Origin of the sequence: Nocardia xishanensis NBRC 101358 (genome assembly GCF_001613365.1) — a bacterium.
Lineage (GTDB): Bacteria > Actinomycetota > Actinomycetes > Mycobacteriales > Mycobacteriaceae > Nocardia > Nocardia xishanensis.
In genome coordinates this window covers 15,515-39,424 of sequence record NZ_BDCF01000045.1, presented here as the reverse complement: position 1 = coordinate 39,424, position 23,910 = coordinate 15,515, and the positions used below count along the sequence as shown (strand labels likewise).

At 69.6% G+C, this 23,910-nt stretch carries 8 protein-coding genes; 4 read left to right on the top strand and 4 right to left on the bottom strand.

Annotated elements, in window-relative coordinates; translation table 11 throughout:
- Positions 1-255: 255 nt before the first annotated feature.
- Complete coding sequence (locus NX1_RS27000; RefSeq protein WP_068065052.1) at positions 256-16,623, bottom strand: non-ribosomal peptide synthetase; 16,368 nt, start codon at positions 16,621-16,623, stop codon at positions 256-258.
- A gap of 430 nt (positions 16,624-17,053) precedes the next feature.
- Entirely contained in the window at positions 17,054-17,791 is a 738-nt protein-coding gene (locus NX1_RS26995) for a glutamine amidotransferase (protein WP_068065043.1), read from the bottom strand.
- 194 nt (positions 17,792-17,985) lie between these two features.
- On the opposite strand from NX1_RS26995, the gene NX1_RS26990 reads away from it, so the two are divergent.
- Together NX1_RS26990 and NX1_RS26980 are read left to right on the top strand one after the other, a co-directional pair.
- Complete coding sequence (locus NX1_RS26990; RefSeq protein WP_157120103.1) at positions 17,986-18,192, top strand: hypothetical protein; 207 nt, start codon at positions 17,986-17,988, stop codon at positions 18,190-18,192.
- Between the two features lie 438 nt (positions 18,193-18,630).
- A complete protein-coding gene (locus tag NX1_RS26980) occupies positions 18,631-20,193 on the top strand; it encodes an ATP-binding protein (protein ID WP_245668695.1) in 1,563 nt (520 codons plus the stop codon).
- A 70-nt stretch (positions 20,194-20,263) separates the two neighbouring features.
- Here the strand turns inward: NX1_RS26980 and NX1_RS36570 are convergent, their stop codons facing one another.
- Positions 20,264-20,425, bottom strand: coding sequence for a hypothetical protein (locus NX1_RS36570; RefSeq protein WP_157120101.1), 162 nt, complete (start codon positions 20,423-20,425; stop codon positions 20,264-20,266).
- 95 nt (positions 20,426-20,520) lie between these two features.
- On the opposite strand from NX1_RS36570, the gene NX1_RS26975 reads away from it, so the two are divergent.
- The gene (locus NX1_RS26975; RefSeq protein ID WP_068065030.1) at positions 20,521-22,566 is read left to right on the top strand and encodes a M3 family metallopeptidase; all 2,046 of its coding nucleotides are present in this window, start codon (positions 20,521-20,523) and stop codon (positions 22,564-22,566) included.
- Positions 22,567-22,789: 223 nt separating this feature from the next.
- On the top strand, positions 22,790-23,557 hold the full coding sequence (locus NX1_RS26970; protein WP_157120099.1) for a GNAT family N-acetyltransferase: 768 nt from the start codon (positions 22,790-22,792) through the stop codon (positions 23,555-23,557).
- A gap of 15 nt (positions 23,558-23,572) precedes the next feature.
- On the opposite strand, the gene NX1_RS26965 is transcribed toward NX1_RS26970, so the two are convergent.
- On the bottom strand, positions 23,573-23,776 hold the full coding sequence (locus NX1_RS26965) for a hypothetical protein (protein ID WP_157120097.1): 204 nt from the start codon (positions 23,774-23,776) through the stop codon (positions 23,573-23,575).
- Positions 23,777-23,910 lie beyond the last annotated feature (134 nt).

Sequence of the window (23,910 nt, the reverse complement as noted above, 5' to 3'; positions counted from 1 at the left end):
ATGGAGGCCGTCGGCGCGAAGGCGGATCAGCGGATGGTCGCCGCGGAAGCGGCGCAGGCGCGGTCCGGTCTACGGATCGGGGAGGCCGAGGGTTTCGTCCGGCCGACCAAGCAGGAGATCGCGCAGGCGCTGGGCCGAGGCGCGGGCGCAAGGCAAGCAGCTGGCCGACGACGTGCGGGCGCGCGGCGCGGCGCTGAAGGCCGGGCGATAGACCGTGGGCGGCGGGATCGGCAGCCCTGCCGATCCCGCCGATCGTCACAACCAGGCGCGCAGCGCGTCCGCGATCCGTCGCAGCGCCGTGTCGGCGGTCATGCGCCAGTGGGTGGCGTCCACCGCGTGGTTGTGCACGGCGCCGGTGATCGCCGCGGTCCAGGTCGCGGCGCCGTCCGAGCCGGTCGGATCGTCCTGGGCTGCGGTGAAATACACCAAGTCGCCGTCGAACGGCCGCGGGCGGTAGGCCGCGGCGAGGACCGCCGACACACCCGCCGCGTCCACGACCCGTTCGATCCGCGCGGTTCCGAAGGAGGCGAACGGTTCGGGGAGCGCGCTCAACCGCTCGGCCAACCCGGGTAGGTCCACCGTGTCGTCCAGGTCGAGTTCCACGGCTCGATCACCGAGCAGCCCGCCGAGCAATTCCGGCAGCGGCACCGCGTCGGAGCGGTCCGATTCCGTGCGCAGGTGGCTGTCCAGCATGCCCAGCAGCGCCACCCGCTCGCCCTGGTCCCTGAGCTGGACGGCCATGGCGTGCGCCAGCACGCCGCCGAGCGACCAGCCGAGCAGGTGATACGGACCTTCCGGTTGCACGGCGCGAATCTGCTCGACGTAGAGCCGTGCCCAGTCCTCGATCGAATCCGGCAGCGGGTCAGCGGAACTCAGGGCGGGCGACTGGAGGCCGTAGAGGGGACGGTCCGCGTCGAGGTGCGCGGCGAGCCCCGCGAACGACCAGGCGATGCCGCCGATCGGATGGACGCAGAACAGCGGCTCTGCGGTCCCCGACGCTCGCAACGGCAGCAGCACATCGAAGGCAGTGCTGTCGGCGCCGCCCGCGCGCAGCTCCGCGACGATGCCCGCCGGAGTGGGTGCGGTGAACACCCACATCACCGGGACCGTCGTGCCGAGGGCCTCCCCCAGCCGGGCGGTCAGCGCGGTCGCGATCAGCGAGTTGCCGCCGAGCTCGAAGAAGTTGTCGTCCAGTCCGATTCGATCGCGGCACAGTACGGCGGCGAACGCCTCGCAGACGGTGGTCTCGAGCGCCGTCGACGGCGCGCGATAGGCGCGGGCGGCGAATTCCGGTGCGGGCAGCGCCGCGCGGTCGAGTTTGCCCACCGAGGTCAACGGCACGTCGTCGAGGACGACGATCGCCGTCGGCACCATGTGCGCGGGCAGTATTCGCGCCGCCCATTCGGTCAGCCGATCCGCATCGATGTCCCGGCCGGGGGCGGCCACCACGTACGAAACCAGAACCGTTGCTCCCGCGGGATTCTCCCGGCCGACGGTGACCGCGAAGTCCACGTCCGCGTGCTCGGTGAGCACCGCGTCGATCTCCCCGAGCTCGATGCGGAAACCGCGGATCTTCACCTGGAAATCGGTGCGGCCCCGATACTCCAACTCCCCCATCGCATTCCACGCGACGAGGTCGCCGGTGCGATACATCCGCGCACCCGGTTCGAAGGGGTTCGCGACGAATCGCTCCGCCGTCAGATCCACCCGGCCGAAGTATCCGCGGGCCAACTGCGCACCCGCCACATAGAGCTCGCCCGGCACACCGACCGGCACCGGTCGCAACCGCGAATCCAGCACGTACACCTGGCTGTTCCAGACCGGGGCGCCGATCGGCACGGCCGTCTCGTCGGCAGGCCGCACCGCGTGGCTGGTGATCGACACCGCCGCCTCGGTCGGGCCGTACACGTTGAACAGCGCGGCTTCCGGCGCGGCCGCCGCGAACCGGCGCGCCAGTGCGGCGGGCAAGGTCTCGCCGATGGCCAGCACCCGGCGCAGCGAATCCGGCAACCGGCCGGTCAGCAGGGCGTCCAGCATGGAGGGCACCGTGTGCAGCGTGGTCACGCCCTCGCGCGCCACGAGTCCGTTCAGGTGCGCCGGATCCCGATGACCATCGGGTGCGGCGATCACCAATCGACCGCCGCACGTCGCCGCCGACCAGAACTCCCACACCGAAAGGTCGAACGTCGCCGCCGTCTTCAACAGCACCGCGTCGTCGGCGGCCAAACCGAATTCGGCTGCCTTCCAACGCAACTGATTGACGATCGCACCGTGGGACACCGCGACGCCCTTCGGACGCCCAGTGGAACCAGATGTGAAGATCACATACGCCGCGTGCTCGGCGCGCAAGGGCGCGACGCGGTCCGCGTCCGTGATCGTCGAAGCGTCCATCGCCGACAGATCCACTCGATCCAGCCGCACAACCGGCGCGACGGACGTGGCGAAATCCGCGTCGGCATCGGTCAGCACGCAGATCGGGGCCGCCGTCGCCAGGATGTACTCCGACCGCCGCGCGGGCTGATCCGGGTCCACCGGCACATACGCGCCGCCCGCCTTGCTCACCGCGTACATCGCGACGACCAGGTCCATCGAACGCCGGATGGCGAGCGCCACCTGCGACTCCGGGCCGACACCCAGCGAAATCAGATGCCGGGCAAGCTGATTGACGCGTGCGTCCAGTTCCGCGTAGCTCGAACGCGCACCGTCGGCGGTGATCAGCGCCACCGCGTCCGGGGCGGCGGCGACGGCCGCGTCCAGCAGGGACGGCAATGTGGCGCTCGTGTCCACCGGATGGGTGGTGTCGTTCCAAGCCGTGAGAATCCGAGAACGCTCCGTGGCCGCGAGCAGATCGATCGCACCGACCGGCGCCGTAGCGTCCGCGACCACCGCGTCCAGCAGCCGGACGAACCGGTCGGCGAAACCCCGCACCGTCGACTCGTCGAACAGGTCCGTGGCGTAGGTGAAGAAGCCACCGATCCCGGTCGGCGCGCCCTGTTCGTCGTAGCCGTCCGCCACGATGACGTGCAGATCGAACTGCGACAGCCGCCGATCCGTTTCCCACGCGGCGACCGTCAACCCGGACAGTTCCATGCGGACCTCGGCCAGATTCTGGAACGACAGACCCACCTGGAACAGCGGATGGCGGGCGGTTGACCGCGCCGGATTCAACACCTCGACCAGCCGCTCGAACGGCACGTCGGCGTGCGCGAAGGCCTGGAGGTCGGTGTCACGCTGGCGCTCGAGCAATTCCGTGAAGCTCGCGTCCGGATCCACCCGGGTGCGAAAGACAAGCGTGTTGACGAACATGCCGATCAGATCGTCGAGCGCCGCTTCGCCGCGACCCGCCACCGGCGTGCCGATCGCGATGTCGTCGGTGCCCGACAGCCGGGCCAGCAGCACCGCCAGCGCGGTGTGCACGACCATGAACAGCGTCGCGCCCCGCGCCCGTGCCAGCTCCGCGAGCGCCGCATGGGTTTCCGGCTCGATGCGCAGCGGCACCTGTCCGCCCGCGTAGGACTGCACCGCGGGTCGCGGCCGATCCCTCGGCAGCTCCAGCTGATCCGGCAGGTCGGCGAGCGCCTGCCGCCAGTAGGCGATCTGCTCGGCCGCGGGCGACCCAGGCTCGTCCTCGCGGCCCAGCAACGCGCGCTGCCACAGCGCGTAGTCCACGTACTGCACCGCAAGCGGCGCCCACTGCGGCGCCTGCCCCAGCGCACGGGCCGCGTAGGCGGCGGCCAGATCGCGAGTCAGCGGGCCGCCCGAGTAACCGTCGCCGGAGATGTGGTGGACGACCATGGCCAAGACGAATTCGCGGTCACCGGCTTGGAAGAGCACGGCGCGCACGGGCACTTCGACGGTGACATCGAAGACCGTCGAAAGCAGCTTCGCCACAGCCGTTTCCACATCGGCCACGGGCCGTACCCGCAGTATCGGCGCATCGGGATGTTCAGGCGGCAGCACGACCTGCACCGGTCCGTCTTGCCGCTGCGGATACACCGTGCGCAGGATCTCGTGCCGGGCGACGAGATCGGTGAACGCCCATCGCAGCGCGTCGATGTCGAGTTCGCCGGTCAAGCGAATCGCGACCGGAATGTTGTAGGCGGCCGACCCGGTGTCGAACCGGTTGAGGAACCACATCCGCTGCTGCGCGGGCGACAGCGGAATGCGTTCCGGCCGTTGGCCCGCCACCAGGACCGGACGACCTCCGGCGCCGGTCAGCTTCGCCACCTCGCGCGCACAACCGGCGACGGTCGGTGCGGCGAACAGCAGGCGCACCGGAACCCTGGCGTCCACCGCGGCGCCGAGGCGCGCGGTCACCCTGGTGGCGAGCAGCGAGTTGCCGCCCTGCTGGAAGAAGTCGTCGTCCGCGCCGATCCGGTCGACGCCGAGCACCTCGGCGAAGACCGAGGCGACCGTCCGTTCCAGGACCGTGGCCGGCTCCCGGTAGGCACGGGCCGCGAACTCCGGTTCCGGAAGTGCGTTTCGGTCGAGCTTGCCGACCGCGGTCCGTGGCACCTCGTCGAGCACGACGACCGCCGCGGGCACCATGTGCGAAGGCAGCGTCCGCGCGGCCCATCCCGTCAGCCGGTCGGCATCGAGATCGCGGCCCGTCACGTACGAAACCAGCACCGTTGCTCCGCTGGGATTCTCGCGTCCCATGGTGACCGAGTACTCGACGCCCGGGTACCCGGCGAGGACCGCGTCGATCTCGCCGAGTTCGATGCGGAAGCCACGAATCTTCACCTGGAAGTCGGTGCGGCCGAGGCATTCCAGCTCCCAGCCGCCGGCTTCGGCGGCGGGCACCCATCGGACCAGGTCACCCGTCCGGTACATCCGCTCGCCGGACAGCCACGGATGCGCGACGAAGCGCTCCGCCGTCGCACCGGCGCGTCCGCGATAGCCGCGCGCGAGCGCCGGTCCCGCCAGATACAGCTCGCCCGCGACGCCGGCGGGCACCGGATGCAGTCGCTCGTCGAGCACCATCGCCCCGATGCCAGGGACCGGGCGGCCGATCGTGACGCGTTGTCCCGCGGCCAGAGTCGTGTAGGTAGCGCCGATCGTCACCTCGGTCGGACCGTAGCCGTTGATGAAGCGGCGGCCCGGCTGCCACTTGGCCACCAACTCGGGGGTGGTGGCCTCGCCACCGGCGGACACCACGGCCAAGTCGTCCAAACCGACCGGGTCGACGGTGCCGAGCAGTGTCGGCGTGATGATCGTGTGCGTCACCCGCTCGGCGCGCAGCAGCTCGTGCAGTTCGGCGCCGCCGACGGTGTCCGGCGGCGCGATCACCAGTGTGGCGCCGCTGTAGAACGCGCTGGACAGCTCCTCCACCGACTGGTCGAAACTCGGCGAACAGACATGCAGCATCCGGTGTTCCGGTGCCAGCCCAAGCATGTCGACCGTGTGGCCGACCAGTCCGCCGAGCCCGACGTGAGTGACGGCGACGCCCTTGGGCAGACCTGTCGATCCCGACGTGTAGATCACATACGCCGGATGCGACATACGCAACGGCTCACGCCGATCCGTGTCTGTCACGGCCGCAGCCGATTCCGCGGCGCAGCGAGCGAGCACGGCGGGATCGTCGAGTACGAGCCAGTCCACCGCGCCGGACAGTCCGGCCACCTCGTCCGCGACGGTGATGCCCACCGCCGCACCGGAATCGGCGACCATGTAGCGCACCCGCTCCGCCGGATAGGTCGGATCGACCGGCAGGTACGCACCACCGGCCTTGGCGACCGCCCACACCGCGACGACCATCTCATAGGAACGCCGTATCGCCAATGCCACCACGGTTTCCGGCGCGACACCGCGCTCGATCAGGACGCGCGCCAACCGCGAGGACGACTCGTCGAGTTCACCGTAGGTGTAGGCCCGCCCCGCGTCGCGCACGGCGATCCGGTCCCGCCCGAAGCGGACACCGCGGACCAGCAGATCCGGCAGCGTGCCGACAGCGGCCGGGCAACCGCCGCCCATCCGGGTCAACCGCTCGTACTCGTCCGCGGCAAGCATCGGCAGGTCGCCGACCGGCAGGTCGGGCCGTTCCGCGAGCGCCGTCAGCACTCGGACGAACCGCTGCGCGAACGCGTCCGCCTCGAAGTCACCGAAACGCTCACGGGTATAGCACATCTCACCGAAGAGTTCGGTGGGACCGTCGGTGAGCGAGATGGCGAGATCTCCCACCGCTTCCGCGGGTCCGTGGAACGACAACGCCACCTGGAACAGCGGATGCCGGGCCTGCGACCGCCGCACGCCGAGCAGATCGACCAGCTCGTCGAACGGAATGCCGGAATGCGCGAAGCCTTCCAGCTCGACCCGGTGCGCTTCGGGCAGAAGATCGACGAAACGCGCGCGCCGATCCACCTTGGTGCGCAAAACCACCTCGGCGCACCGGCCGTCGCGCACGGGCGATCCGATCGCGACGTCATCGACGCCGGACAGCCGTGTCAGCAGCACGGCCAGTGCCGTACGCACGACCGCCGACCAGGTCACACCCTCCGCGTCCGCGAGCAGGCGCAGACCGCGGTGCGTCTCGTCGGGCACCGAGAAGTCCACTCGCCCACGGTCGTTCGCACCCGGCGCGGTGCGCGACCCACTCGCGGGCAGCTCGAGTTCGGGCAAGCCAGCCAACGCGGTGCGCCAGTACCTGGACCGGGTGATCGCGTCGTCCGACTCGACGTCGAGCAGCAGCGCGGTCTCGGCGGCGCGGCGCTCGGGTGCGTCGACCAGATCGCCGAGCACCCGGCGCAGCCGGTCGGCCACGGCCTGCGCCGTCGTGTCGGCGACGACGTCGCGCCGGTACTTCAGTTGCACCAGTGTGCGGCTGCCGAGGAAGACCAGCACGGTGATCGGATAGTGGGTGTAGTCGGCTCCGCTCAGCCCGTCCACCCGCACTCCGTCGAGTGCGCCGCTCGCCTGCCGCAGGCCCTCGACGTCGACCGGGTACGACTCGAAGACCAGCATCGTGTCGAACAGTTCGCCCTGCCCCGCGACGCGCTGGATGGCGCCGAGCCCGAGGTGGTGGTGATCCAGCAGCGACACCTGCTCGGCCTGCACCCCGTCGATCAGGGAACGGATGGTCGTGCCCTGATCGAACCGGACACGGACCGGGATCGCGTCGACGAACAGGCCGATCATCTCGCCGATGCCGTCGAGCTCGGCGGGCCTGCCGGAGATGGTCGCGCCGAAGACGACATCGTCGCGTCCGGTGCCTGCCGCGACGACCAGGCCCCACGCGGCCTGCATCACCGTGTTGGCGGTGACCTCGGCCGCAGCCGCGTATGCGGTCAGCTCGGCGGTCTGCGCGGTGGACAGCTCGAATTCGCACAGACCGAATCCGTCGCCCGAGGCCGCGGGCCAGGTCAGCTCGGGGGCGAGCATCGTCGCCGTCGCGCCCGCGAGCATCTCCGACCAGGCCCGCTCCGCGGCCGCGCGATCCTGCTGCGACAGCCACCGCAGGTAGTCGCGGTAGGGGCGGACCTGCGGTAGCGGCGACGCGTCGCCGCCGGTCGCGTACAGGACGAGCAGCTCCTTCATCAGCAGCGGCATCGACCAGCCATCGAGCAGGATGTGGTGGCCGGTCAGAACCAGGTGGCTGCGGCCGGAATCGGTGGTGTACACCGTGAATCGCAGCAGCGGCGCGATGGCCGGATCGAATTCGGTGCGCTGTTCGGCGGCCAGCAGGCGGGGCAGGTCCGCATCGGCGACGCCGTCGATGATGCGCCACGGCATCTCGATGCCGTCCACCACCAGCTGCACCGGCGTCCCGTCGGCCGTGGCGACGAAGGCCGAGCGCAGGTTGGCGTGCCGGTCCAGGATGGTCTGGGCCACCCCGCGCAGCCGGTCGGTATCCAGCTCGCCCGTCAGCTCGGCCGCCAATTGGATGATGTAGGCGTCGACCGACCCGGCGAGCAGTTCGATGAGCACCAGCAGAGAGGATTGCAGCGGCGAGAGCGGCAGCACATCCGACAGGCCGGGATACGTCCGCCGCCAACGGTCCAGTTCGTCCTGGGAGACCCGTACCAGCGGCACATCCGAGGGCGTGAGGCCACCAGCGGCCGGGTGCCATACGTGCTCGGCGACCGCGGCCAGCGCGGCGGTCCAGTCGTCGGCGAGTTCTCGCACCGCCGCCTCGTCGAGGATTCCGCTCGCGTAGCGGAAGCTCGCCTCCATCAGCGGACCGGTCGCGGTGTCGGCGACTATCGCGTTGATATCGATCACCGCCCCCGCGGGCAGCGCGGGATCGTATTCGATCTCGATCTCGCCGAGATCGGCTGTCGGCAACCAGCTTCCGTCGGTCTGGTCGGCGGCGCCGCCCGCCGAGGCGCGGCCGAGATAGTTGAAGCCGATCTGCCCGATGTCGCCGGTGAGGCGTCCGGCGGTGCCGGGATCGAGATGGCGCAGCATGCCGAAGCCGATGCCCTTGTCCGGCACCGCGAGAAGTTGTTCCTTGACCGTCTTCATTACGGCGGCGAGCACCGCGCCGTCGGCGAGCGCCTGCGCGGTATCGATGCCGGACAGGTCGATGGCGACCGGGTAGATGCTGGTGAACCAGCCGAGGGTGCGCGTGAGATCGGCTCCGGGAACGACGGTTTCCTCGCGTCCGTGGCCTTCGAGCCGGATTCGGGTCGTCGGGGCGTCGACACCGCGCCGTGCCCGCCAAGCGCGCACGGCCAGCGCCAGCGCGGCGAGCAGCCCGTCGTTGACGCCGCCGCGATACAGCGCGGGAAGCGTGGTCAGCATGGCCTCGGTGACCTCGACCGGCACACGCACGGTGATCGATCGCAGGGTCGGCTCGGTGTCGATCGCGCAGTCGACGGTGCGCGCACCGAGCAGCGGATCCGGTGTGGCCAGCACCCGCTGCCAGTAATCCGCCTCGCCTGCCCGGCCCGCGGCCGCCTCGGTCAAGCCGTGCGCCCAGCGCCGGAACGAGGTACCGACGGCGGGCAACTCGATCCGCTGCCCCGCCGCGCGCTGCGCCCAGGCCAGCACCAGGTCGGGAATCAGGATGCGCCATGACACCCCGTCGATGACGTAGTGGTGTGCCGCGACGGCGAGCGCGTCCCGCGCGCCCGTCCTGCGCACCCAGGCGAAGGCGATCATCCTGGCGGCGGCCGGATCAAGGGCGGCCAGCGCCGAAGCCATTGCCGCACTGCCCGTTCGGGTCAACTCGGAGTCGGCCACGGCGGTCGCGTCGATCTCGATCACCAGCTCGTCGGCGTCGACCGCGTCGCGCGTCAGCGTTTCGAAACGCCATCGGCCGTCGTCCCGCCATACGCGGGAACGCAGCACCTCGTGCCGGTCGAGTACCGCCGCGATCGTCTCGACGAGACCGGCACGGTCGATGCCATCGGGCAGCGCGAGCACCATGGTCTGCGCGAAGCGATCGCAGGAACCGTTGGCGAGGAATTCGGCGAGCACCGGCGTCAGCGGCACCTCCCCGACACCGCCGCCGGGCAATTCCGCCAGCACCGTCGGCGGCGCGTCCGCGCCGACCGTCGCGACGCGCGCCAGTCCCGCCACCGTCTTGTGTTCGAACACGTCGCGCGCGGTGAAGACGATTCCGGCCGTCTTCGCCAGCGACACCAGCTGGATCGACATGATGCTGTCGCCGCCGACCGCGAAGAACGAGTCGTTCACCCCGACCGACGGCACACCGAGCACCTGCGCGAACAGCTCGGCGAGGCGCGATTCGATCGGACCGAGCGGCGCGCGAGCCGGCGCCATCTCGAAGACCGGCTCCGGCAACGCCTTTCGATCCAGCTTGCCGTTGGTGGTCAACGGGAGTTCGTCGAGGACGACGATCGCCGATGGCACCATGTGCGACGGAAGAATCTTCGCGGCGTGCTCGGTGAGCAGCGCCGGATCCACCGCGCGTCCCGGCGCGGCGAGCACGTACGACACCAGCGCCGTCGATCCCGACGCCATCGTCCGTCCGATCGTGACCACGAAGTCGACGTCGTCGTGTCCGGCGAGGACCGCGTCGATCTCGCCCAGCTCGATGCGGAAGCCGCGCACCTTGACCTGCGTATCGGCACGTCCCACATAGTCGAGATCCCAAGGCGCCGAGCGCGATCCCGCGTCCACGCAGGCGGATGCCGGACGCAGGCGCACCACGTCGCCGGTGCGGTACATTCGCGCGCCGGGTCCGCCCCACGGGTTGGGGAGGAAACGCTCGGCGGTCAAGCCGGCCCGGTTGCGGTAGCCGCGTGCCAGCGCGCCGCCCGCGAGATACAGCTCGCCCGCCACACCCGGCGGCACCGGGTTCAGCCGCGCGTCCAAGACCAACGCTGACATGCCGTGTACCGGCTTACCGATCGTAATGCGCTGTCCGGCGGACAATTCCGCGAACGACGTGACGATGGTCGCCTCGGTCGGGCCGTACGCGTTGAGGTAGCGCCGGCCCGGCTGCCACTTCGCCAGTAGCTCCGGCGTCGTCACGTCTCCGCCGACGGCCACCACCGCGAGCGCGTCCAGCCCGGCCGGGTCGACCGTGCCGAGGACCGCCGGGGTGATGATCGTGTGCGTGACCGCCTCGTCGCGCAACAGGTCGCCGAGTTCGGCCCCGCCGGCCACACCGGGCGGCACGACGACCAACGTCGCGCCCACGGAGAACGCGCACAGCCACTCGAGCACCGAAGGGTCGAAGCTCGGCGAGCAGATTTGCAGGAACCGGTGATGCGGCTCCAGCCGATACTGTTTCACCGTTCCGTCCAGGATGCCGCCCAGGCCTGCGTGGGTCACGGTGACGCCCTTGGGCACACCCGTCGAACCGGATGTGTAGATGACGTAGGCCGGGTGTCGCATGCGCAGCGGCGCAAGGCGATCCGCGTCCGTCACGGGGGCGGGCGACTGGGCGGCGCATTCCCGCTCGGTCGCCGGGTCGTCGAGCACCAGCCAGCCCACGTCGCCGGGCAGCCGATCCGCGTATTCGGCGCTGGTGATGCCGAGCACCGCGCCGGAGTCGGACACCATGTGCCGCATTCGTTCCACGGGGAGGACCGGGTCGATCGGCACGTGCGCGCCACCGGCTTTGGTTACGGCCAGCACCGCGGCCGCCAGGTCGGCGGAGCGCGGCAGGGCGACGGCGACCGATCGCTCGGGACCGACACCGCGATGGATCAGGACACGCGCCAATCGCGAAGTGCGCTCGTCGAGTTCGCCGTAGCCGATCGAACGGTTCCGGTCACGCACCGCGACGCGGTCGCGGCCAAGTGCGACGCCTCTGGTCAACAGGTCGGGCAGGAGGCCGGTGGCCATGACTGCGTCGTCGGCGACGCGGGTCAGCAGCGCTCGCTCCTCCGTATCGAGCAGCGGGAGGTCGCCGACGGGAATCTCCGGGCGGTGCACGGCGGCCGCGAGCAACCGGAGGAAGCGCTCGGCGAAGACCTGGACGGTGTTCTGATCGAACAGCGCTTGCGAGAAGGTGAAATTCGCGGCGATACCTGTCGCGTGCTCTCGAATGTGCAGGGACAGGTCTTGTCGGGAGGAAGGTGCCGCGCCGGAGGGCTCGACCGCGAAGGGAGCACGTTCCCCCGCCGAGAACATCGTTCGCACCAGAGGGAGACGTTCGGTCGGACGGTCCAGTAGCGCCGATAGACCGTCGAAAGGCAGGTCGGATCGCGAGAAGGCTTGTAGCGCGACGTCTTTCGCCTGGGATAGCAAGGCGCCGAAGGATAGGTCACCCCGCACCCGGGTGCGCAGAACAACAGTGTTGCCCGATCCGTCGGAGACCGGAGTGCCGATCGCGATGTCGCCGGCGCCCGATAGTCGGGCCAGCAGGACCGCGAATGCCGCGTGGACGACGGTGAACACGGTCACGTCCGCCGTCCGCGCGAGCTGCTGTAGTCGCCGGTGCAGATCGGCATCGATCTCGAAGTCGATGTGGCCGTCCGCGGTGACGGATGCCGCGGATCTCGGGCGATCGACGGGTAGGTTCAGCTCGTCCGGCAGCCCGGCGAGCGCCTCGCGCCAGTACCGCGTCTGCGCGACGATATCGTTGCGATCGTCCAGCAGCGCCAGCGTTTCGGTCGCCGTGCGTTCCGGCGCCGCGACGAATTCGCCGATCAGGGCACGCAGCCGGTCCGCAAGGGCGTGCCCGGTCGCGTCGGTGATGACGTCGCGCCGGTGCTGCACTTGCAACCGCAGCTCGGCGCCCATGTCGACCTGGACGGCCACCGGATAGTGGGTGAAGTTGACCGCTTGCAGGTCGACGATCTCCAGGCCGTCGATCTTCCCGTAGGCCTGCCGCAGGCCGTCGGCGTCCACGGGATACGACTCGTAGGCCAGCAGCGAATCGAACAGCTCGCCCGCACCGGCCGCACGCTGGATGTCGGCCAGCCCGACGTGATGACCGTCGAGCAACGAAACCTGTTCGGACTGAAGGCGAGTCAGCAGCTGCCGCAGCGAGTCGCCTTCCTCGAAGCGGACCCGGACCGGGACGGTGTTCGCGAAGAGACCGACCATGTCGTCGACGCCGTCGAGCTGTGGCGGCCTGCCGGACACCACCGCGCCGAAGACCACATCGTCACGTCCGGCGCAGGCCGCGAGCACCAGGCCCCACGCCGCCTGCACCACGGTGTTCACGGTGACCCCCGCCGCCGCGGCGAACGCCGACAGGGCCGCGGTCTCGTCCCGCGACAGGTCGGCGGCGCACACGCCGTAGCCCTCGGCGGTGTGGACGGGCGGCGCGACGACGGCGGCGAGCCTGGTGGGCGTCAGCCCCTCCAGCGCCCGGCTCCACGTGCGCAGCGCGGCTTCCCGGTCGTAGTGCGCCAGCCACGCGAGATAGTCGCGATACGGCCGCATCCCCGGCAGCGGCGACGAAATGCCGTCCGCGGCATAGGAAATCAGCAGATCCTTCATGAGCAGCGGCATCGACCAGCCGTCGAGCAGGATGTGATGCGCGGTCAGCACCAGGTGGGTGCGCCCGAAAGCGCCTCGGTACACCGTGAATCGCACCAGCGGCGCCACCGCCGGATCGAATCCGAGGCCCTGCTCGGCGGCGAAGAACACCGCAGGATCGGTGTCCGGCGTGTCGACGACCCGCCACGGCACCTCCAGTCGCTCGCAGACGAACTGGACCGGGTCACCCGCGGCCGACGAGCCGAACGCGGACCGCAGGATGGGGTGTCGATCCAGCACGGCTTGCGCCGCACGCCGGAGGCGATCGAGATCGATGTCGCCGGACAGTTCCACCGCCAGCTGGAGCAGATAGGGGTCAGCGGTCGCCGACATCTGGGTGAGGAAAAGCAGTCCGAGCTGTAGCGGCGAGAGCGGCAGCACGTCGACCAGTCCCGGCCGTTCCGCCCGCCAGATGTCGAGCTCCGCCTGGGTGACCCGCACCAGCGGGACGTCGGCCGGGGTCAAGCCGCCCGCGGACGAATCGCGCAGGTGCCCGGCGAGGACGGTGAGTGCGGCCACCCAACGTTCGGCCAGCTCGCGGACGGCGTCCGCGTCGAGAATCTCGGACGCGTAGGCGAAGGACGCGGTCAGCTGCGCGCCCGCGTCGGTGTCGGTGACGAGCGCGTTGATGTCAACCACCGCGGCGGCGGGCATTGCCGCGTCCTGCGCGGCGTCCGGAGCGCCCCAGTCGTCGGTCGGCAGCCAGCTCCCGCCGGTCAGCGCCTCCGGGACGTCACCCGTGGAGATCTTGCCGAGATAGTTGAAGCCGATCTGGCCGAGCGCACCCTCGAGTCCGGCCGCGGTGTCGGGGTTCAGGTACCGAAGCATGCCGAAGCCGATGCCCTTGTCCGGCACCGTGATCAGCTGCTCCTTCACCGCCTTGAGCAGCGCCGCGGTCGCCGCGCCGCCGCGCCAGGCCGCCTCGGGATCGATGCCGGACAGGTCGAGCGCCACCGGGTACATGGTGGTGAACCAGCCGACGGTGCGGGTCAGGTCGGCGCCCGCGACGGTGGCCTCCTCGCGGCCGTGGCCTTCGAGCCGCACCCTGGTCGCGGCGGCGTCGACGCCCCTGTTCGCGCGCCAGGCGCGCGTCGCCAACGCCAACGCCGCGAGTAGGCCGTCGTTGACCCCGGCCCGGTACACCGTCGGCAGTTCGGTCAACACCGCGTGAGTGACACCGGCGGGCACGGTAATGGTGAAGCGCCGCACTGTGTCCGACGTGTCGTGGGCCGGATCCAGCGCACGCGCGCCGAGCGGCGGATCGTCGACGGCGAGAGTTCGCTGCCAGTAGGACAATTCGCCGGTGCGATCCGTGGCCGCCTCGACCAGACCGTACGCCCAACGCCGGAACGACGTGCCGACGGCGGGCAGGGTGATCCGGTGGCCGCCATCGCGTTGCGCCCACGCCGCCACCAGATCGGCGATCAGGATTCGCCACGACACGCCGTCGATCACATAGTGATGCGCGGCGACGATCAGTGCGTCCCGGCCGTCCGGGCGGGACAGCCAGGTGCAGGCGATCATCCGCGCGGCCGCCGGATCGAGCGTGTCCAGAGCGGAATCCATTGCGGCGCTCGCGATTTCGGACAACTCTTCGAGGCCGAGTCCCGCGGGCACATCGACGCAGGTGATCAGCGCGTCCGCGTCCACCGCACCCACGGGGAGGGTACGCAGCCGCCATTGCCCGTCGACGGGCCGGAGCTGAGCGCGCAGGATGTCGTGGTGGTCGAGCACCGCGGCGAGCGTGGCCACCAGGCCCGCGCGGTCGATGCGCTCGGGGAGCGCGAGCACCATGTGCTGGGTGAATCGGCCGAACGACCTGCCACCGGCCAAGTAGGCGGCCAGCACCGGCGTCAACGGGATCTCGCCGACCCCGCCGCCCGGCAACTCGGCGAGCTTCGGCACGGACTCGGCGCCGACCACCGCGACGCGCGCCAGCCCGGCGACGGTGCGGTGCTCGAACACGTCTTGCGGGGTGAAGGAGATACCCGCCGCCCTGGCTCGCGACACCAGCTGAATGGACAGAATGCTGTCGCCGCCCGCGGCGAAGAACGAATCCTCCGCCCCGACTCGCCGCACGCCGAGCACCTGCGCGAACAGTTCTGCGATCCGGGATTCGACCTCCCCCTGCGGGGCACGCGACACCGCCGCCTCGAACACCGGCTCCGGCAACGCCTGCCGATCCAGTTTTCCGTTGGCGGTCAAAGGGATCGCGTCGAGCGCCACGAACGCGGAGGGCACCATGTGGCCGGGCAGCGACGCGCCGGCGAAACGGGACAGTTCGCCGGTGTCCAGCGAAACACCTTCCCTGGCAAGGACATAGGAGACCAGCACCGTGGCGCCCGATGGCGCGACCTTGCCCAGCGTCGCGGCGTAGTCGACATCGGGGTGCGCGGTGAGCGCGGCGTCGATCTCCCCGAGTTCGATGCGGAAGCCGCGGATCTTCACCTGGAAATCGGTGCGGCCGAGGTATTCGAAGTCGCCGTCCGCGGTGCGGCGCACCAGGTCGCCGGTGCGGTACATGCGCGCGCCGGCTTCCCCGCCGAACGGGCTGGCCACGAACCGTTCCGCCGTGAGTGCCGCGCGCCCGAGGTAGCCCTGCGCCAGCGCGGGGCCGGACAGATACAGCTCGCCGGTCACTTCGGGCGGCACCGGACGCAACCGCGCGTCCAGCACCACCGCGCCGACGCCGGGCATGGCGGCGCCGATGGTGATCGGATGGCCGGGCTCCAGTTGGGTGCTGCCGGTCGCGAGGATGGTGGCCTCGGTAGGACCGTAGCCGTTGTAGAACGACCGGCCGGAGGCCGCCCACCGTTCGACCAGCGCGGGACCGAACGCGTCACCGGCGACGACCACCACGCGCAGCGCGTCGAGCCCGGCCGGATCGACCGACTCCAGCGCGGCGGGCGTGATCAGCAGGTGGGTGACGCGCTCGCGGCGGAGCAGGTCGGCGAGATCGGCGCCGCCGAACACCGTCGGCGGCGACACCACCAGCGTCGCGCCCGCGCCGAAGGCGAGCAGCAGCTCGAGCACCGAGACGTCGAAGTTCGGCGAGCACACGTGCAGGACCCGGGCAGCGGCGTCCACCGCGTAGCGCTCCCGGACGGCGGTGACGAGACTCGCGAGACCGGCGTGCGTCACGACGACGCCCTTCGGGCGACCGGTCGAACCGGAGGTGTAGATGACGTAGGCCGGATGCTGTTCGGTCAGCACCCTGACCCGATCGACGTAGGAGATCGGGTGCGCGGCCCGCGCCGCGATCCGCTCCCGGTGCCGGGGATCGTCGAGCTCGAGCCATTCGACGCCGTCACCGAGCAGCGGGCGGTGCGTGGTGGCGGTGAGACCGAGCACGGCGCGCGAGTCGGCGACGACGTAGGCGATGCGTTCCGCGGGCAGGGCGGGGTCGACCGGCACGTAGGCCGCCCCGGTCTTGGCGATAGCCCAGACGGCGAGCACCGACTCGATCGAACGGGTGAATCCGACGGCGACGACGTCACCCGGGCCGATGTCACGGTCGATCAGGTCACGCGCCAGCCGCGACGAGGCTTGGTCCAGCTCGGTGTAGGTGAGTTCGCGCCGATCGCCCGGTTCGCCGGTCGGATCATAGGAGATCGCTATCGAATCGGCCGCCGACTCGACAGCGGCGGTCAGCAGTTGGACGAAGAGCGGATTACTCGACCTGCGACGAATTCGACCCCGAACAGCACGACGAACTCCATCCATCCGAGTACTACATCCCTCTCGCGTCCTGCCCACGGGTTTCGTCGAGACCCACGAACCCGGCCGGATCCGGTCCGCCCTCGAGCGGGCCGGTGTCGAACAAAGCAAGAAGGAATCGATTGTCGGGGCAATTTCGGCCCCTATCAGACCACAGGTCGCGCCGTAGTGACGTGTCAGCGACATATGCCCAGGCAGGGACCTGCCTCAACGATTGCCAGATCTTAGCCACATGACAGCGTGACCCAGACACCCGGCCCGCGCCCGCCGGTCGGCGGAGTGGCGGTCGGGACGCGGTCGCGCCGCCGAGACGTCACGCCGATTTCGCCGGTGACGCACGGCACAAACCGTTGCGGGATCACTCGGAGGTAGCTTCGGACGGCTCGGGGCGATTCGGGTGCGGACCGCCGTCTTCACGCGCCGGGCCGTGCCCCGGCTAGTCGCCGCGGTATCGGACGACGAACCGGCGCAGTATTTCGGGTGGCACCGTGATTGATTCGCGGTGACCGAGTTCTGTGAGGTAGTCCGCTTCCTCGGGGGCGAAGTACCCGGCGTGGCGATACGCCTCGATGCGGATAGCGAGGCCGTTGCCATCCAGCTCGGGGTGGAACTGGGTCGCGTAGACGTGTTGCCCGGTCCGGATCATCTGCACCGGGCAGCTGGAGGAGCCCGCCAGCAGGGTCGCGCCGGGGGGCACGTCCTGGCAGGCCTCCTTGTGGCCGACGAAGGCGCGGAACGAACGCGGGAGATCGTGCAGCAGCGGGTCGTCATCGGCGCGCTCGGTGAACTCGATGGTCTGCGCGCCCGCTGTCTCGCCGTACCGGTCACCACCGACCTTCCCGCCGAGCGTGTCGGCGAGAATGCCGAGCCCGTAGCAGGCGCCCAGATACGGGAAGTCGCGGCCGACGATCTCGATCATCAGCTTCTTCAGCCGGGGCTCGAAGCGCTTCTGATAGTCGTACTTGTCGTCGTCGGGGCTGCTGACGTTGCTCGGTCCGCCACCGACGATGACCGCCGAATAGTCGTCGAGCTCGATATGCGGGAACTCCTCGTCCATCTGCACCCGCACCACATCGCAGGCGTCGAGCTCGCCTGCGCGCAGGATCGCGCTGTACTCGTCGTCCGCCGCGGCGCGCTCGGGCCGCAACTGCAAGAGCAAGCAGGGCTTGGCCATATACCGATTGTGCAAGATCCCCGGCCGGGAAAGTCGATAATGCCAGGTCGTTGGGCGTTCACGCAGGGCGATGACGCGCGGATACGCCGACCCCAGTTTCGGTGGCGCACGTTTCGTCGTCTGTCCGCGACCTCGTCGCGGTCGATAGCGTCTGCGGTAGCGGCCACCCCTTGCCGCCCGAAAGGAATCTCTCGATGCGCAGGTACCTTCGCGCCGGCATGTTCACCGGCGCCATCCTGCTGGCTCCCTTGGCCACCGCCGTGCCCGCGTCGGCCATCCCGCTGGAGCCCGCCGAGCCGGCTCAGCAGTCGGAGCGGGTCGCCAATCCGGGCTGCCCCGGCGGCGCTCCGCACTGGGACTGCCTGCTGCTCTCGCTGTCGGCGAGCGGTTCCGGCAAGTAGGAATCTCGGACGATACGTGCCGGATGACGAAACCCCTTCCCCGCGAGCGGAAGGGTTTTCGTTCTCAGAGGGCCTCCGCGCACTCCGAACCGGTCGCGACGTAGGTCACATCCCGCTACTCTTTCACTCACTCTGAAACGTACTGGTCTCAGATGTGGGCCCTGCCCGCGGATGCCGAAGAAGCTACGGACTTTTCGCTCGGCGTAGACGACCGCCTGCTCCATGGAAGTGGGCATCCACAACATCACCATCGCCATCAGCGTCCTCCACAGCACCGAAACGGCCGTCCCCGCCGCCGTTTACGACGTCCTGATGGTCCCCTCGCCACCGCCGTCGGCTGGCTCCTCACCCGCCGCCAACCCCGCCCCGCCCTCGCCGAAACCGGCTGAGGGGCAATGGCGCCGAGACCTCATCGACCCGCACCGAAATCGCTGACGCGTGAACGATTCACTGACCGCTGCCACCCCGCACTGGCCATCCGGGATCTTCGGCAAGTCGGTGGCGTCATGCCAGGAGCGGCCCGCGACGTATTCCTCCGGTCGCCGCACGTCACTCCTGCGGTACCCGCCCGTGTCGATCTCGACTTCCCGCGCCCGAGAGCGATCGGCAGATCGACGGCATACTGACCGGCAGATCATCGACATGCGCTTCGGCAGATCGACGGCGAACTCCTGCGCAAAACGACGCTCAACCCCTCGGCAGATCGACGGCCTGCCTGTCGGCAGATCGACGACCGATCCGTATGATCACGGAATGCGACAAGCCGTCGACTACCTGCCGAGACGAGCCGCCGAGTTAGTGCTGGAAGCGCTCACGGACACCCGCGTCGTCATCATCAACGGCGCACGTCAAACGGGCAAAAGCACCCTCGCCGAACGATGCCTGGCCGATCGCCCGGACGCCGTCAAAAGGTATCTCGACGACCCCCGAACCCGAGCGTCGGCCACTGCCGACCCGGTCGCCTTTCTCGATGCTCCTGGCACCATGCTGATCGATGAAGTACAGCGTGTACCAGAACTGTGGCTGGCGATCAAGCATGCGGTTGATCGGGACCCTCGCCCCGGCCGATTCCTGTTGACTGGTTCGGCACGACTCCTCGGACTCAGCGAACTTCCGGACGCCCTGCCCGGACGCTCCGAAACAGTCGAGCTTTTCCCGCTGTCACAGGGCGAGATTCTCGGCGCCTCGGACGGCTTCATCGATGCGGCATTTGCCGAAGGCAGTAGCCTACGAGTCGAGCCATCCGACGTCCGCCGCAAGGACTATTTCGATCTTGCATCCCGCGGCGGCTATCCCGAAGCGCTGCGCCGCCCCGCACCCCGGCGCCGCGCGCAGTTCTTCAAGTCCTATCTCGATGACATCATGAGCCGAGACATCCACCAAGTGGCCGATATTCAGCGCCGCTCGGATATGCGGCGCCTGATCGCAGCTCTGGCCGCGCAGAGCGGCGGATTGTTGAACTACAGTCGCCTGGCTTCGGACCTGGGCATGCCAGTCACGACAACGCGCGAGTACGTGGCTCTGCTGGAGGTCGTCTACCTGGTCCGAATAATCCCTGCGTGGTCGGCGAATGCTACCGCGCGAGCGACCGCCACAGCCAAACTCGTTTTCAACGATTCCGGACTTGCCGCCCATCTACTCGCCGGAGTCACGAACGACGCTGCCACAGGGGGTCTCATCGAAACATTCGTGCTCGGCGAGCTCACCCGTCAGCTCACCTGGAGCCAGACCATGGCTCGACTTCATCACTATCGAGACCGAGACGGTTACGAAGTCGATGCTGTTCTCGAGGACGATGCCGGCCGGATCGTCGCGATCGAAGTCAAAGCAGCCGAGACAATTCGAACCGACGACTTCCGAAGCCTACGCATGCTGCAACGTCGTTTGGGCGATCGTTTTCACGCCGGCTTCATCCTCTATTGCGGTGACCAGCAGCTTCCATTCGGCGACGGCTTGTCCTGCCTCCCGATCAGCGCATTGTGGACCACCATTCGAACATGAGGCCGAGGTCACGCCTGGTCGGACAACGCGAAGTGCTACGACGCAACTCGACTGCAGGGCGGCGTGAAACTCACTCGCTCGGCTGGTCCTCCGCGCGCGCCGGGCGGGACAACCGCACCACGCCCGCGTCCAGATCCACATCGACGCGCGGCTCATACCCCTGCCCATCGCTGTCCCCACTGCCCTCGTCGGTCAGCTTCTTACCCGGGAACAGCTCACCGATGACACCCACGCCTCCACGATAGCCCCGCACCCTCGGCCTGGTGTTCGGTCGGAGGTGCGGGAAACCCTTGTTCGGGGTGTGGCGGCCGGGCATAGAGTTCATTCATGACGAGCAACCCGTTCTTCGAGCGCAGTGCGCTGCCCTACGAGCTGCCGCCGTTCGCGGAGATTCGCGACGAGCATTATCTGCCCGCGTTCGAGCGGGGGATGGCGGAGCAGCTGGCCGAGATCGGGGCGATCACGGCAGGGGGCGGCGCGCCGACGTTCGCCGATACCGTTGTGGCGCTGGAGCGTTCGGGTGCGCTGCTGACGCGGGTGCTGAATGTGTTCTTCAATGTGGTGAGTTCGGATTCGAGCGAGCGGATCGAGGCGATCGAGGCGGAGATCTCGCCGCGGCTGGCCGCGCACCGGGACGCGGTGTATCTCGATCCGAAGCTGTTCGCCAGGATCGACTCGCTGCATCAGCGGCGCGCCGAGCTCGGGCTCGATGCCGAGGAGGCGCGGCTGCTGGAGCAGTACCACATCCGGTTCGTCCGGGCGGGCGCGCGGCTGGATGCCGGTGGGCAAGCCGGGTTGCGCGAGCTCAACGCCGAATTGGCCGCGGCGGCAACCGAGTTCGGTCAGAATCTGCTCGCGGCGACGAACGCGGCGACGCTCGTGGTCGAACACGAGGATGAGCTGTCCGGCCTCGGGTCGTCCGCGGTGACCGCCGCGGCCGAGAACGCCCGCGCGCTGGGCAGGGATGGCGCGTGGGCGCTGCGCCTCCAGAACGTCTCGAATCAGCCCGTGCTCGCCGAGCTCGCCGACCGCGACGTGCGACGCCGTATGCTGGCGGCCTCGCTCGGGCGCGGGTTCGGCGCGGATGGCCGCAACGCAGCCCTCGCCGTTCGCATCGCCGCCTTGCGGGCCGAGCGGGCAGCGCTGCTCGGCTATCCGGACCACGCGGCGTACGCGGTGGAGGACCAGACCGCGAAGACGGCGGCCGCGGTGGAGGACATGCTCGGCAGGCTGGTGGCACCGGCGGTCGCCAACGCCGAACGAGAGGCGGCGGAACTCGCCGCGGCCATGCGCGCGGACGACGCGGAGGCCGAGCTGTGCGCATGGGATTGGCAGTTCTGGTCGGAAAAGCTCAAGGCGGAACGGTTTTCGCTGGACACAGAGGCGCTGCGCCCCTACTTCGAACTCGAGCGGGTGCTGCGCGACGGTGTGTTCTTCGCCGCCGAGCAGGTCTACGGGATCACTTTCGCGGAGCGCGACGACTTGGTGGGCTATCACCCGCAGGTCCGCGTCTTCGAGGTGTTCGACGCCGACGGCAGCGCGCTCGGACTCTTCCTCGGCGATTTCTTCGCCAGGCCGTCCAAGCGCGGCGGAGCGTGGATGAACGAACTGGTCAGCCAGTCCCGGCTGCTCGGCACCCGGCCGGTGGTGGTCAACAACCTGAACATCGCGAAGCCGCCCGCCGGTGCGCCCGCCCTGCTCACCTGGGACAACGTCCGGACGCTCTTCCACGAGTTCGGCCACGCCCTGCACGGCCTGTTTTCGGACGTCCGATTCCCCTTCTTCGCGGGGACCGAGGTGCCGCGCGACTTCGTCGAATTCCCTTCGCAGGTCAACGAGATGTGGATGAGCAGGCCGGAGGTGCTGGCCAACTACGCCAAGCACGTCGAAACGGGCGCGCCGATGCCCGCCGAGCTGGTCGAGCGGATGGCTGCGGCCGAGCGCTTCGGCGAGGGTTTCCGCACCGTCGAGTATCTGGCCGCGGCGCTGCTCGACTGGGCGTGGCATCGCGTCCCCGGCCCCGACGCACTGGCCGACGTGGACGCCGAGGCGTTCGAGGAGCAGGCGCTGGAGAAGGCGGGCGTGGCCATGGCGACGATCCCGCCGCGCTACCGGACCGGATACTTCGCCCACATCTTCTCCGGCGGTTACGCGGCGGGCTATTACTCCTACATCTGGAGCGAGGTGCTGGACGCGGATACCGTGCGGTGGTTCGAGGACGGCGCAGCGCCCGTCCGCGAGAAGGGCGAGATCTTCCGGCGTGAACTGCTCTCCCGTGGCGGCTCGGTGGATCCGCTCGCGGCCTTCGAGTCCTTCCGCGGACGGGCCCCCGAGATCGAACCGCTGCTGGACCGCAGGGGGCTGGTGAGCTGACTCGCCGGTGCCGCGAGAGGCGAATGCCCTTCCCGGGCGGCACGATTCTGGGTGCACAACTGTACACTGAGTGACGCCAATCGGCGCTGCGGCGAACCGTGACGCACGCGGCGGTTCTCGCCGCGCCCGCGAACACGGGGCAACGCGCTCGGCGGATGCGAGTTCGCCAGGGTGACCACGGTGCCGCAGGCCGGTCCCAGGGTAGCTGTAAGGGGTTGTGCACATGGGTTCACCAGGGCGAGTGATGATCTCGTACGCGTCGGCGGCGGAGATCGAGGGCAACTACCGGCGGTGGTGCGCCATGGCCGGCGTCGGCGAGACGCCGCTCGGCGGCTACGGCCGGGAACTCGCGCAGGCGCAGCGGCGCGGTCTGCTCGCCTCCGGCATGGCGCCCTCGGCCGTCCGCGCGATCTCGGCGGCCGCGAGCCGAGGCGGGCTGGCGGGCGCGGTCGCCGCGCGCAGCCTGGTCCTGGTCGCCCAGCACGAGCGCGAGGTCATCGGCGGCCTCTACGCCGGGCCGGAAGCCTTTGTGGTGCAACGCCTGCAACCTTGGGGAACCGCCGCGCAGGCACGCGCTCTCGTCGGTCTCATGAAGGTGGGCGTGCTCGCGGTGGAGCCGGAGTTCCGCAACGCGGGCGTCGGCGCGAAGCTGCTGCGCTGCGCCGCCGACCGTGCCGCCACCGGACGCGTCCGGCTGATGTACGGCTCCTGCACTCCCGGAGCCGATCTCGACGGCTTCTGCGCCGATCGCGGCGTCCGCGTGTTCGGGCCAGGCGAGGGCATCGACCTCTCCCCCGTCGTCGGCGTTCCCGCGGAACTGGATCCGGCGAAGGGCGAACGGCTCGCCGCCGTCGCGATCGGCGACGGCCCGCCCCTCGTGTTGTCCAAGGGCGCGAGCGACAACAGCGCGCCCGCCGAGGACGGGCCGCCTTCGACGAACGGCTCACGCCGCCGCGCGGCCACCGGAAACCGCGCGCGCCGCCGGTCGTAGCGGCGCGGGGCCGATTCAGAAGTCGCCGACGCCGATGTGAATGCCTTCGGCCACGCGGAAGAGATCCACCACCGCGAGTATCTCTTCCAGGGTGGTCTCGGGGAGACCCTCGACGGTCTGGGCGAACCGGCGCAAGGCGCGATCGGTGAACCTCGCGACGACTCCGGCATCGCCGCTTGTGCCGAGCCGGTCGCCGTCCGGACAGGGATGTGCGAGCATGTCCACTCCATTCCGCCAGCGACGTTGCCGTGCAGTAGCTATCAACCGATGCTGCCGAGTATCGAGCGACGAAGCCGCGATGTCACTGGGCAATCGGACGAAAGAAAGACGGAAAGTTGGTCACCTGAAACAAT